Genomic DNA, 12244 nt, shown 5'->3' on the forward strand with positions numbered 1-12244 from the left:
CTCAAGCCGCCCTTCAAAAGGACGCGCTGCCCGTCGGCGGCGTCCTGCCGGCGAGCGGGTCAGCGATCTTCGGCGGTGAAGTTGATGTTGAGCTGACGATTGAAGACTTTTTCGAAGCCGGCGTACGGAAGCGGCTGGGCCTTGAGCACCGCCGCTTCGATCGAACGGCGGCCGGCCTCGTCATAGGCACAGGGGGAAGTCACTTCGGCCGACATCACGTTACCGCCAGGGAGCTGCCGGATGATGATCCGGCAGCGCGCGCCCAACGGAACGGTTTCCGGGCGCGTCCATTTGGACAGCACGGCTCCCTGGATCGCGGCCTGGTAGCGGGCCAGCAGGCTTTCGTCGGTGCCGCCGCTGCCGGCCGGCGCCGCGCTGCCGGCACTGCCCTGGTTCCCCGCTTCGGCCGCGGCGGACGAGGCCTGTCGTGCCTGCACGTCCGCGATCTGCTTCAGCCGCTGCTCGGCCAGCTGCTGCTCTCGCTGCAGCTTTTCGCGCTGGCGGCGGATCTCCGCCAGGCGCTGCTGGCGTTGCTGTTCCTGCTGTTCGGCCAGGCGGCGCTCCTGCTCGACCTGCTGCTGGCGCTTTTCCTCGGTCAGGTTGACCTGCTCCTGGCGGCGCTTGGCCTCCTGAGGCTTGGTCTCTTCCGCGGGCGTCGGCGTGGGCGTCTCGACCACCGCTTCCTGGTTCTCGCGGTCCGGTACCGGAATGAAGTCCTGCGCCTGCCGCTGCGGCTCGGCCACCGCGTCCTGCGGTACCGGTTCGGGCAGCGGCTGCGGCAGCGGTGCTGCTTCCTCGGGCTCCGGCGGCGGCAGCACTTCCTCGACCACGGGCTTGGGCCGGTTGCGCAGCGTGCGCTGCATCGCCGGCGACAGCGCGTCGGCGTCGATCAGTTCCGCGGCCACGGGCGAGCCCGCCGCGGACACGGGCGCGCCGCTGCGCGACCACAACAGGCCGACGAACATCAGCGCGAACAGCAGCGCATGCAGCAACAGCGCCCAGACGAACGCCTGCGCGGTATCGGCGCGCGTCTCCCGCATCAGCGACCGCCCTGGGTGCTCTGGTCGGGCTGGCTCATCAGGCCGACCTTCTTGACGTTGGCGTTCTGCAGCAGCACCAGTGCGTCCATGACCTTCTGGTAGTTGGCCTTGGCATCACCGGCGACGAACACCGCCACGTCCGGGTTCTGCGACACGATGCCGCGCACCTTCGCCTGCAGCGTCTCGGCCGTCACGGCCTCGTTGCTGCCGGCCTTCACCGTCAGGAAGTAGTGACCCTCGGAATCGACGCTGACGATGACAGGGTCCTTCTTCTCCTGGATCGACTTGGCGTTGGACTTCGGCAGGTCGATGTCGACGCCCAGGTTCAGCAGCGGCGCGGTGACCATGAAGATGATCAGCAGCACCAGCATCACGTCGATGTAGGGAACGACGTTGATCTCGGCTTTGAGCTTGCGCTTGCGATGGCGGCGCGCGGTGATCCCGGCCATGGCTTCCTCAGATTGCCCGGCGCGTCAGCGGCCAGGGCGGCAGTTGGAGAGTCCGCACGGCGAAGTGCGGATGCTTGCGGCAAATCCGCTCAGGCATCGTCGACCTGGCGCTGCAGGATCGACGAGAACTCTTCCGAGAAGGCGTCGTAGCGGACCGCGATGCGCTCGACCTTGGTGGCGAAGCGGTTGTACGCCCACACCGCCGGGATGGCCGCGAACAGGCCCATGGCGGTGGCGACCAGCGCCTCAGAAATGCCGGGCGCGACGGTGGCGATGGTCGCCTCCTTCATGTTCGCCAGGCCCTGGAACGAAATCATGATGCCCCACACGGTACCGAACAGACCGACGTACGGGCTGATGGAACCGACGTTGGCGAGGAATTCGAGGTTGTGTTCCAGCCCGTCGATCTCGCGCGAGCCGGTGGCGCGCATGGCGCGCTGCGCGCCTTCCAGCTGCATGCGGCTGTCGGCGCCGCGGCGCTGGCGCAGGCGGCCGAACTCGCGGAAGCCGGCTTCGAAGATCGCCTCCATGCCGCTGATGTCGCGGTTGCGCTCGGTCGAGGCGGCGTACAGCTTGGACAGCTCGGCGCCGGACCAGAAACGCTCCTCGAAGTTGTCCGCCTCGCGCGCGGCGCGGTCGAGCACGCGCTTCTTGCGGAAGATGATCACCCACGAAGCGATCGAACCCAGCAGCAGCAGCAACATCACCAGTTGCACCGGGATGCTGGCGTGCAGGACCAGCTGCAGCAGGTTGAGGCTGTTGTTGTCTGCGGCGGTGGTCAGCGCCTGCGCGGCCTGGCCGGCGGCATTGGCGGCGTCCTCCGGCAGGGCCTCCACGGTGGCGGCCTGCAGCGCGGTCAACAATGGCGTCATGCTTGGTTCTCCGTGCCCTTTGCGGGACTGTGTGCTTGCAATGGTTTGTCCTGGCGGGGCCGCTCGAGCGCCTTGAGTTCGCCCAGCAGCGGCTCCGGAATGGCGCGGGGGCGGAAGCTGCCGGCATCCAGCGCGGCCACCCTCACTTCCGACGTCAGCAGCAGGTCGTCGCCGCGACGGATCGCCTGCGCGAACACCGCGCTGGCGCGGCGGCACTCGACCAGCTCCGCACTCACCTGCAGCGCGTCGTCGAGCCGCGCCGGCTTGAGGAAGTCGAGCTGCATCGCGCGCACCGCAAACACCAGATCGTATTCGCGCCGCAGAAGTTCCTGTCCATAGCCCTGCGCGCGCATCCACTCGGTCCGCGCGCGCTCGAGATAGGCCAGGTACTGCGCGTGGTAAACCACGCCTCCAGCGTCGGTATCTTCCCAGTAAATGCGAACGGGGTGGCTGAACATGGATTTAAGCGCAGTGGATGGCGATGGATGCCGCGGCCGGTCGGCCATGATGCCGCACGGGCGCGACGGAAGCGCCGGGCACGTCGTGACCGCGTTCCCTATTCCCCATTCCCCGTTCCCGACTTGGCCGAAAACAGGTCGGTCTCCCTGCCGCGCGGCTGCAGACCCAGGTGGCGGTACGCCTTGGCCGTCGCCATGCGCCCGCGTGCGGTGCGGATGAGGTAGCCCTGCTGGATCAGGTACGGCTCGATCACGTCCTCGATCGTGCCGCGCTCCTCGCTCAGCGCGGCGGCCAGCGATTCCACGCCGACCGGCCCGCCGTCGAACGCATCTACGATGGTCGCCAGCAGCCGGCGGTCGATTTCGTCGAAGCCTTCCGGATCGACCTTGAGCATCGCCATGGCGGCGTCGGCGACCTCGCGCGTGATCGCCCCGCCGGCGCGCACCTGGGCGAAGTCGCGCACGCGGCGCAGCAGACGGTTGGCGATGCGCGGCGTGCCGCGCGAGCGACGCGCGATCTCGGCCGCACCGTCGGCCTCGCATGAGATGCCCAGGATCTGCGCCGAGCGGCGCACGATGCGGGTGAGTTCCTCGGGCGTATAGAACTCCAGGCGCTGGACGATGCCGAAACGGTCGCGCAGCGGCGCGGTCAGCAGGCCGGCGCGGGTGGTGGCGCCGATCAGCGTGAAGGGTGGCAGGTCGAGCTTGATCGAGCGCGCGGCCGGGCCCTCGCCGATCATGATGTCGATCTGGTAGTCCTCCATCGCCGGGTACAGCACTTCCTCGATGGCCGGCGAGAGGCGATGGATCTCGTCGACGAACAGCACGTCGTGCGGCTGCAGGTTGGTCAGCAGCGCGGCCAGGTCGCCCGCCTTCTCGATCACCGGACCCGAGGTCTGGCGCAGGTTCACGCCCAGTTCGTTGGCGATGACGTGGCTGAGCGTGGTCTTGCCCAGGCCGGGCGGCCCGAAGATCAGCACGTGGTCGAGCGCCTCGCCACGGCCCTTGGCGGCCTCGATGTAGATCTTCATCTGCTCGCGCACGGGCTGCTGGCCGAGGTACTCGTCCAGCCGCTTCGGACGGATCGAGGCTTCGATGGCCTCGTCCTCGCGGGTGGCGCCGGCGGCGATGATGCGTTGATCGTTCATGTGGCGGGAATCGGGAATGGGGAACCGGGAATCGTCAAGCGCACACCCGGCGCTTCATGCTCGCACATCGCGCTCGCGCTTCTCCCATTCCCGATTCCCGATTCTTCATTCCCGGCTTCTCAGATCTCCACCTGCGCGCCCAGCTCCACCAGCCGGTTGCCGGGAATCCGGAAGAACCCGGTAGCCGGTGCGGCGTTGCGGTGCATGAAGGCGAACAGGCGGTCGCGCCAGATCGGCATGCCGCGGTGGCGGCTGGCGACAACGGTCTCGCGGCTGGCGAAATAGGTGGTGTCCATCGGGTCGAAGTACGTGCCGCCCGCGTCGCAGGAGCGCATCAGCGCCAGCGGCACGTCGGGCACTTCCATGAAGCCGAACCGCACCAGTACGCGGTAGAAGTCCTCGCCGATCGACTCGATCTTCAGGCGCTTTTCCTTCGGCGCGTACGGGATGTTCAACGTCTCCACGGTCAGGAACACGTTGCGCTCGTGCAGCACCTTGTTGTGCTTGAGGTTGTGCAGCAGCGCATGCGGCACCACGCCCTTGTCGGCGGTCATGAAGATGGCCGTGCCTGGCACGCGCACCGGCGGCGCCAGCATCAGGCCAGGCAGGAAGGTGTCGAGCGAGATGCCTTCCTTGCGCACTTCCTCGTGCAGCAGTTCGCGGCCGCGGCGCCACGTGCGCAGCAGGGTGAACACCACCACGCCCAGCAGCAGCGGGAACCATGCGCCGTCGAAGAACTTGGCACCGTTGGCGAACACGAAACCTGCGTCGACGGCGAAGAACACCAGGCATAGCGGCAGCACCCAGGTGCGCCAGCGCGGCCACAGCGCGCGCGCGACCAGTGCCAGCAGCAGCGTGTCGATCAGCATGGTCGCGGACACGGAGATGCCATAGGCCGTGGCCAGCGCGGTGGAGCTGCGGAACATCAGCACCACCACCAGCACGGCGATCATCAGCAGCCAGTTGATGTACGGCACGTAGATCTGGCCGATGGTTTCCTGCGAGGTGTGCTTGATCTGCATGCGGGGCAGGAAGCCCAGCTGCATCGCCTGCCGCGCCACGGAATAGGCGCCGGTGATGACCGCCTGCGAGGCGATCACCGCCGCCATCGTCGCCAGCACGATCATCGGGTACAGCGCCCACTGCGGCACCGCCTCGAAGAACGGGTTCTTCACCGCTTCCGGATGGGCCAGCACGAAGGCGCCCTGCCCCAGGTAATTCAGGGTGAGGCACGGCAGGACCAGGAAGTACCAGGAGTGGCGGATCGGGCGCGGGCCGAAGTGGCCCATGTCGGCGTACAGTGCCTCGCCGCCGGTCACGGCCAGCACCACCACGCCCAGGATCATCACCGACAGCCCGCCGTGCTCGGCGAAGAAGCGCATGCCCCACATCGGGTTGAGCGCGCGGATCACGTCGGGCGCCTTGACGATGTTGTAGATGCCGATCAGCGCCAGCGAAACGAACCACACCAGCATCACCGGGCCGAACACGCGGCCGACCTTCTCGGTGCCGAAGCGCTGCGCCAGGAACACCAGCACCAGGATGATCACCGACAACGGCACGATGAAGCGGTGCAGCCCGGGCGCGGCGACTTCCAGGCCTTCCACCGCGCCGAGCACGGTGATGGCCGGCGTGATGACGCTGTCGCCGAAGAACAGCGAGGCGCCGAAGATGCCCAGGATGCCCACCACGTAGGCCGAGCGGGAGCCTTTCGCCAGCGTGCGCTGGGCCAGCGCCATCAGCGCCATGATGCCGCCCTCGCCTTGGTTGTCGGCGCGCATGATGATGGTCACGTACTTCAGCGTGACCACGATCATCAACGCCCAGAACACCAGCGACAGCATGCCCAGCACCGTCGCCTGGTCCACCACCATGCCCAGTTGCTGCGCGAAGTGCGGCGAGAACGCCTCCTTCAGCGTGTACAGCGGGCTGGTGCCGATGTCGCCGAAGACGACGCCGATGGCGCCGACCATGAGGCTGGCGAGCCCCTGCTTGCCGTGGGCGTTGGGGCCGTGGGCAGCGGCAGGCGATGAGGGAACGGACGAGGACATGTAGGCGTCTGCTTCGGGTCGCGAAACGACCGGCTCAGCGAAGCGCGGACTTTAGCGCTTTGCGGATGATGGTGGCGGCGTCGTCGCCGGCGGCGGTGGCATCGCGCGCCATGCGCACGGCCTCGGCGGGCTTGTAACCCAGCTGCTGCAGGGCGATCACGGCCTCGCTCTGCGGATCGGCCGCCGCACCGGGCGCTGCGAGCGTCGCACCGGCACCGGCCAGATCGGCCGCGCGGTCGCGCAGTTCGACCACCATGCGTTCGGCGGTCTTCTTGCCGATGCCCGGGATGCGCGTGAGCGCGGTGATGTCGCCGGCCTGCACCAGCCGGGCGAACTCGTCCACCGACACGCCCGACAGCACCGCCAGCGCGATCTTCGCGCCGATGCCCGAGACCTTCTGCACGTCGCGGAACAGGCGGCGCTCACCCTCGCGCAGGAAGCCGTACAGCGAGACGCTGTCTTCCTTCTGCGCGTAATGCGTGAACAGCGACACCTCGCGTCCCAGGTCCGGCAGGTCGTAGAAGGTGCTCATGGGCGCTTCGAGCTCGTAGCCGACGCCGTTGACGTCCACGACCAGCCACGGTGGCTGCTTGAGGACGAGAATGCCTTTGAGGCGGCCGATCATCGGCAGGCCTCCGACCACGGTTGTCCCTGGCGCGGCGACACGCGGGCCGGTGGCTCGGGCATCAACGTGTCTTCGAGGCGATCGGTCATGCTCCACGTCTCCGCAGCAGCGCAGTGGACAGGCCCGTGCGCGCGGACGTAGCGCTCATGTGGGCATGGGTGAGGGCAACTGCAAGCGCGTCGGCGGCGTCGGCCTGCAGCTTCACTTCGGGGAGGTTCAGCAGCAGGCGCACCATGTGCTGCACCTGCTGCTTGTCGGCGGCACCGCGGCCGACAAGCGACTGCTTGATCACGCGTGGCGGGTATTCGCTGATCGGGATGCGACGGCGCACCACCGTCGCCAGCGCGGCGCCGCGGGCATGGCCGAGCTTCAGCGCCGAGGTGGCCGACTTGTCCATGAAGACCGTCTCGATGGCCACCTGCTGCGGCTGCCATTCGTCCAGCAGCGCTTCCAGGCCTTCGCAAAGCAGGCCCAGGCGCGAGGGGAAGTCCTCCGCGTCTAGCAGCTTCAGCGCCTGCGCATGCACGAAGGCGCAGCGCCCGTCGGCGGCGACGTCGATGACGCCGATGCCGGTGCGCTGCGAGCCGGGGTCGATTCCCAGGATTCGGATCACGTCGCGAGCCTACGCCGACCCGGGGTCAGGCGTACGCGTCCTCGCCGAGTTCGGCGTTGGAATAGACGTTCTGCACGTCGTCCATGTCTTCCAGCCAGCGCAGCAGCTTGGCGACCTGCTGCGCGGTCTCGCCGGACACGGCCACGTCGTTGTCCGCGCGCATGGTGACTTCGGCAATGTCGGCTGTCAGGCCGGCGCCCTCCATGGCCGCCTTCACGGCAGCGAATGCGTCCGGCGCGGTGACCACGTCGATCGCGCCGTCGTCGTAGACGACCACGTCGTCCGCGCCGGCGTCGATGGCGACCTCGGTGATCTTCTCCTCGTCCGCACCGGCGGCGAAGGACAGCACGCCCAGCTTCTTGAACATGAAGGACACCGAGCCATCGGTGCCGAGGTTGCCGCCGAACTTGCCGAACGCATGGCGCACGTCGGCCACGGTGCGGACCTTGTTGTCGGTCAGGCAGTCGACGATGACCGCGACGCCGCCCGGGGCGTAGCCCTCGTAGCGGATCTCCTCGTATTCGACGCCTTCCAGTTCGCCGGTAGCCTTCTTGATGGCGCGCTCAATCACGTCCTTGGACATGTTGACCGACAGCGCCTTGTCGACCGCCGCGCGCAGGCGCGGATTGCCCCCGGGATCGCCGCCGCCGTTGCGTGCGGCGACGCCGATCTCGCGGATCACCTTGGTGAAGATCTTGCCACGCTGCGCGTCAACCGCGTTCTTGCGGGCCTCGATGGAGGGTCCTCTGCCCATGGAATCTTCCAGATGAAAACGTGTCGAAGCCGGCAATTTTACCTGATCGGCCCGGTCGCGCCCGGATGGAAGCGGCCTTCGCGGAAGAACGCCACGGCTAGCCGCGCAGCCACCGGCGAGACCAGCAGGCCGGTGTGGCTGGTGGGGATGACCGTGTGGTCCGTCAGGCCGCCCAGGCAGGTTTCCTCGACCGCCACGGTGCCGTCGTTGTCGCCGTGGAAGCGGCCGAAATAGCGGCCCAGGCCGATCGGCGTGCTGCCGGCGATGACGCCCACCGCGGCGGCCCCGCGCCAGGGATTGCAGCCCCGGCGCAACAGGTCCGCGCTGTGTCCCAGCGACATCGCGCTCCAGGCGTGCCCTGCCAGCCCCTTGGCCGCCCCGCTCCCGCACAGCGGCGAGCCCAGGCACACCACGCGGGTGACCAGCAGGTCGGGGTGGCGCTCCAGCGTGGTCAGCGCCACCAGCCCGCCCAGGCTGTGTGCCAGCAGGTGCGCCGGCCGGCCGCGCAGGTGGTCGGCCAGGCGCGGGACGGCTGCGTCGGGCCCGCCTGCCACGGTGGCGTAGCCGAAGGTTTCGGTCGTGAACCCGGCCCCGCGCAGGCGACGCGCCAGCCAGTGCATGGAGAGGCGGGGCATCCAGAGCCCGTGGAGCAGGATCACGCGATCGGTCATGGGGGCGATGTTGCCCTGCTGCGGTGCGGGGGAGTGAGAAAGACGTTGGAGCGTGCGAGGGGGACGCCCGTAACGACGCGCTGCGAATAGCCCCTCTCCCATCGGGAGAGGGAAGCAGAGCGTCGGCCCTCTGGGACTTCCGCCATGCGACATCTTTCCGCTGAGAACAAAAAGCTTGGCGTGCAGTAGGGGACCGCAATCACGCGCCGCGAATAGCCCCCCTCCCACCGGGAGAGGGGTTGGGGCGAGGGTCGGGACATGCGGTGCAATGACACCGCCAGGTGACTGACGCTTCGCGATCTTCGACACACGGCTCGCCCCTACCCTCACCCTCGATCCCTCTCCCGCTGGGTGAGGGAGGCAGAGCGTCGGCCCTCAGGGACTTCCGCCATGCGACATCTTTCCGCTGAGAACAAAAAGCTTGGCGTGCAGCAGGCGCCCGCAACGAGGAGCCAGGAATAGCCCCTCTCCCACCGGGAGAAGGGTTGGGGTGAGGGTCGGGACATGCGATGCAATGACACAGCCAGGTGACCGACGCTTCGCGATGTTCGACGCACGGCTCGTCCCTACCCTCACCCTCGATCCCTCTCCCGGCGGGAGAGGGAAGCAGAGCGTCGGCCCTCAGGGACTTCCGCCATCCGGCAACGTTCCCGCTGAAAACAAAAAATTTGGCTTTCAGTAGGGCCGCAACGACGCCCGCGAATAGCCCCTCTCCCATCGGGAGAGGGGTTGGGGTGAGGGTCGGGACATGCGGTGCAATGACATCGCCAGCTGACTGACGCTTCGCGATCTTCGACACACGGCTCGCCCCTACCCTCACCCTCGTTCCCTCTCCCGGTGGGAGAGAGAAGCAGAACAGGCGCGTGGGATGCGAAGAGAGAGGCAGCGCTACGGCCGCGTCGTCTGCCTCAGGATGAACTCATGGTCCCGCGTGTTGCCGACCACGAAGTCGTAGTCGCCCACGCGCTCGAATCCGTGGCGCGCGTAGAAGCGCTGCGCGCCGAGGTTCTCGCTCCACACGCCGATCCACAGCGTGCGCGGACCGTCGCGCAGCAGCCATTCCATCGCAGCGTCGAAGAGGCGCGAACCCCAGCCGCCGTTCTGATGCTCGCGCAGGACGTACAGGCGCTTGAGCTCACCGTCTTCCGGCGCGACGTCGGCGTGCGGGAGCGTGCATGCGCCGGCCGTTGCGTAGCCGACGGGCTTTCCGTCGACTTCCAGCAGCCACGTCGCGTATGCGGAGTCGGAAAGCAGACTGGCCCACGCCGTTGCGGCGTAGGCCTCGCCCAGGAAGTGCGACAGATCCTCCGGCGGATAGAGATGGCCGAAGGTCTGCGTGAAGCACGCCGACGACAGCACCGACAGCGCCTCGGCGTCGGACGGAGTCGCGCGGCGCAGCTCCATCGTTACTGGTCTTCCTCTTCGTCCTCGTCGGACTCTTCCTCGTCTTCCTCGTCCTCTTCGGCGTCCTCGTCTTCCTCTTCGTACTCGTCGCCGAAATCCTCACCGTCCCAGCGGAACTGCTCGTCCGGAACGAACGCCAGCGAGACCACGCCGGCACCGGCGCGCGTGCGCACCAGCCAACCGCCGAACACCTGCGCGCGCTCGGTCGTCAGGCCCGCGCCCGCCGCCGAACCGGTTTCGCCCAGGGCTTCCCACTCAAGGTCAAACGGAACTTCGCTCATGGTTACTTCCCTTCCTTCTCACGAACCTGGATGTGGACTTCCGCCAGCTGCGCGTCCGGCACCGGCGACGGCGCGCCGGTCATCAGGCACTGCGCGGTGGTGGTCTTGGGGAACGCGATGACGTCGCGGATCGACTCGGTGCCGGCCATCAGCGCGGCGATGCGGTCGATGCCGAACGCGATGCCGCCGTGCGGCGGCGCGCCGAACTTCAGCGCGTCCAGCAGGAAGCCGAACTTGCCTTCGGCCTCCTCCGCGCCGATGCCCAGCAACTCGAACACCGCGCTCTGCATCTGCGGACGATGGATGCGGATCGAACCGCCGCCGATCTCGTTGCCGTTGAGCACCATGTCGTAGCCGCGCGACACCGCGGTTTTCGCGTTGGCGCGCAGGTCCTCGATGCTGTCCACCGCCGGCGCGGTGAACGGATGATGGAGGGCGACGTAGCGGCCTTCCTCCTCGTCCCACTCGAACATCGGGAAGTCGGTGACCCACAGCGGGCGCCAGCCGGCCTCGACCAGGCCCAGGTCCTTGCCGAGCTTCAGGCGCAGCGCGCCCATGAAGTCGCTGGCCGACTTGTACGTCGCCGCGCCGAAGAAGATCGCATCGCCCGTGGCCGCACCGGTGGCCTGCACGATGGCGGCCAGCGTGGCGTCGTCCAGGAACTTGGCGATCGGCGAATTGATGCCGTCGCGGCCCTTGCCCGCGTCCTCGACCTTCATCCACGCCAGGCCCTTGGCGCCGAACTTCGCCGCGTAGGCGCCGTAGTCGTCGATCTGCTTGCGGCTCAGCGTGGCGGCGCCGGGCACGCGCAGCGCGATCACGCGGCCGTCCTCGTGGTTGGCCCAGTCGGTGAACACCTTGAACTCACAGTTCTTCACCAGCTCCGCGACGTCGGTGAACTCCATCGCGATGCGCAGGTCGGGCTTGTCCGAACCGTAGCGACGCATCGCCTCGGCGTAGGTCATGCGCGGGAATTCCGCGGCCAGCTCCACGCCGATCACCTCGCGGAAAACCTCGCGGATCATCGCCTCCACGGTGTCCTGCACATCGCGCTCGGACACCCACGCGAACTCCATGTCGAGCTGGGTGAACTCGAGCTGGCGGTCGGCACGCAGCGCCTCGTCGCGGAAGCAGCGCGCGATCTGGTAGTAGCGGTCGAAGCCCGCCATCATCAGGATCTGCTTGAACAGCTGCGGCGACTGCGGCAGCGCGTAGAACTCGCCCGGGTGCATGCGCGCCGGAACCAGGAAGTCGCGCGCGCCTTCCGGTGTGGCCTTGGTCAGGATGGGCGTCTCGATGTCCTGGAAGCCGCGCTCGTCGAGATAGCGACGCAGGGCCTGCACCAGCTTGATGCGCGTGCGCATCATCTGCTGCATTTCGGGGCGCCGCAGGTCGAGGTAGCGGTACTTCAGGCGGATGTCCTCGCCCGCGTTCTCGTGCGCGTGGAACGGCAGCGGCTCGGCCTTGTTCAACACCTCGATGCGGGTCGCGACGACTTCGACCTGGCCGGTGCGGATCTTGTTGTTGACCGCCTCGCGCTTGCGCACCACGCCGGTGACGCGCAGGCAGTCCTCGTAGCCCACCTGGGCCGCGGTCGCGATGACCGCCGCATTGGCGTCGCCCGCGCCCAGCGCCGCGTCCGACGTCGGCTCGGCCACGATCTGCACGATGCCTTCGTGATCGCGCAGGTCGATGAAGCACAGGCCGCCGAGGTTGCGGGCGACGTCGGCCCAGCCGCACAGGGTGACGGTCTGGCCGATCAGGGCCTCATCGACGAGGCCGCAGAAGTGGGTACGCATGGGGGCTCCAAGAATCACGACAGCTGGAAAGCTACGGTCCGGCGCAGGCCGGCCGGAGAACTGGGCATTCTAGCGGCAG

General features: G+C 68.0%; 13 protein-coding genes. All 13 read right to left on the minus strand.

The window, feature by feature from the left end:
* Positions 1-59: 59 nt before the first annotated feature.
* Positions 60-1040, minus strand: coding sequence for a cell envelope integrity protein TolA (gene tolA, locus VFE83_RS02140; RefSeq protein WP_324903223.1), 981 nt, complete (start codon positions 1038-1040; stop codon positions 60-62).
* The gene (gene tolR, locus VFE83_RS02145) at positions 1040-1489 is read right to left on the minus strand and encodes a protein TolR (RefSeq protein WP_324903224.1); all 450 of its coding nucleotides are present in this window, start codon (positions 1487-1489) and stop codon (positions 1040-1042) included. Before tolR ends, tolA begins: the two co-directional genes overlap by 1 nt.
* An 89-nt stretch (positions 1490-1578) precedes the next feature.
* Entirely contained in the window at positions 1579-2361 is a 783-nt protein-coding gene (gene tolQ / locus VFE83_RS02150) for a protein TolQ (protein ID WP_324903225.1), read from the minus strand.
* Positions 2358-2867, minus strand: coding sequence for a tol-pal system-associated acyl-CoA thioesterase (gene ybgC / locus VFE83_RS02155; RefSeq protein ID WP_324903226.1), 510 nt, complete (start codon positions 2865-2867; stop codon positions 2358-2360). Before ybgC ends, tolQ begins: the two co-directional genes overlap by 4 nt.
* 50 nt (positions 2868-2917) lie before the next feature.
* Positions 2918-3967, minus strand: a complete 1050-nt coding sequence (gene ruvB, locus VFE83_RS02160) for a Holliday junction branch migration DNA helicase RuvB (protein WP_324903227.1) — start codon at positions 3965-3967, stop codon at positions 2918-2920.
* 119 nt (positions 3968-4086) lie between these two features.
* Complete coding sequence (locus VFE83_RS02165; protein WP_324903228.1) at positions 4087-6018, minus strand: potassium transporter Kup; 1932 nt, start codon at positions 6016-6018, stop codon at positions 4087-4089.
* Between the two features lie 34 nt (positions 6019-6052).
* Positions 6053-6643 carry a Holliday junction branch migration protein RuvA gene (ruvA, locus tag VFE83_RS02170; protein WP_324903229.1) on the minus strand — a complete coding sequence of 197 codons (591 nt, stop codon included), beginning with the start codon at positions 6641-6643 and terminating at the stop codon, positions 6053-6055.
* Positions 6644-6728: 85 nt separating this feature from the next.
* Positions 6729-7256: a crossover junction endodeoxyribonuclease RuvC gene (ruvC, locus tag VFE83_RS02175; protein WP_324903230.1), complete on the minus strand. Its 528-nt coding sequence runs from the start codon at positions 7254-7256 to the stop codon at positions 6729-6731.
* Positions 7257-7281: 25 nt separating this feature from the next.
* On the minus strand, positions 7282-8010 hold the full coding sequence (locus VFE83_RS02180; RefSeq protein WP_324903231.1) for a YebC/PmpR family DNA-binding transcriptional regulator: 729 nt from the start codon (positions 8008-8010) through the stop codon (positions 7282-7284).
* A gap of 38 nt (positions 8011-8048) precedes the next feature.
* Positions 8049-8681: an alpha/beta hydrolase gene (locus VFE83_RS02185; RefSeq protein WP_324903232.1), complete on the minus strand. Its 633-nt coding sequence runs from the start codon at positions 8679-8681 to the stop codon at positions 8049-8051.
* A gap of 888 nt (positions 8682-9569) precedes the next feature.
* Positions 9570-10085 carry a GNAT family N-acetyltransferase gene (locus VFE83_RS02190; RefSeq protein WP_324903233.1) on the minus strand — a complete coding sequence of 172 codons (516 nt, stop codon included), beginning with the start codon at positions 10083-10085 and terminating at the stop codon, positions 9570-9572.
* 2 nt (positions 10086-10087) lie between these two features.
* The gene (locus VFE83_RS02195) at positions 10088-10366 is read right to left on the minus strand and encodes a DNA primase (RefSeq protein WP_324903234.1); all 279 of its coding nucleotides are present in this window, start codon (positions 10364-10366) and stop codon (positions 10088-10090) included.
* Between the two features lie 2 nt (positions 10367-10368).
* Positions 10369-12165, minus strand: a complete 1797-nt coding sequence (gene aspS, locus VFE83_RS02200; protein WP_324903235.1) for an aspartate--tRNA ligase — start codon at positions 12163-12165, stop codon at positions 10369-10371.
* Between the last annotated feature and the right edge of the window lie 79 nt (positions 12166-12244).

Source organism: Lysobacter sp. (assembly GCF_035655815.1).
In the GTDB taxonomy this organism is placed as follows: Bacteria; Pseudomonadota; Gammaproteobacteria; order Xanthomonadales; family Xanthomonadaceae; genus Lysobacter_J.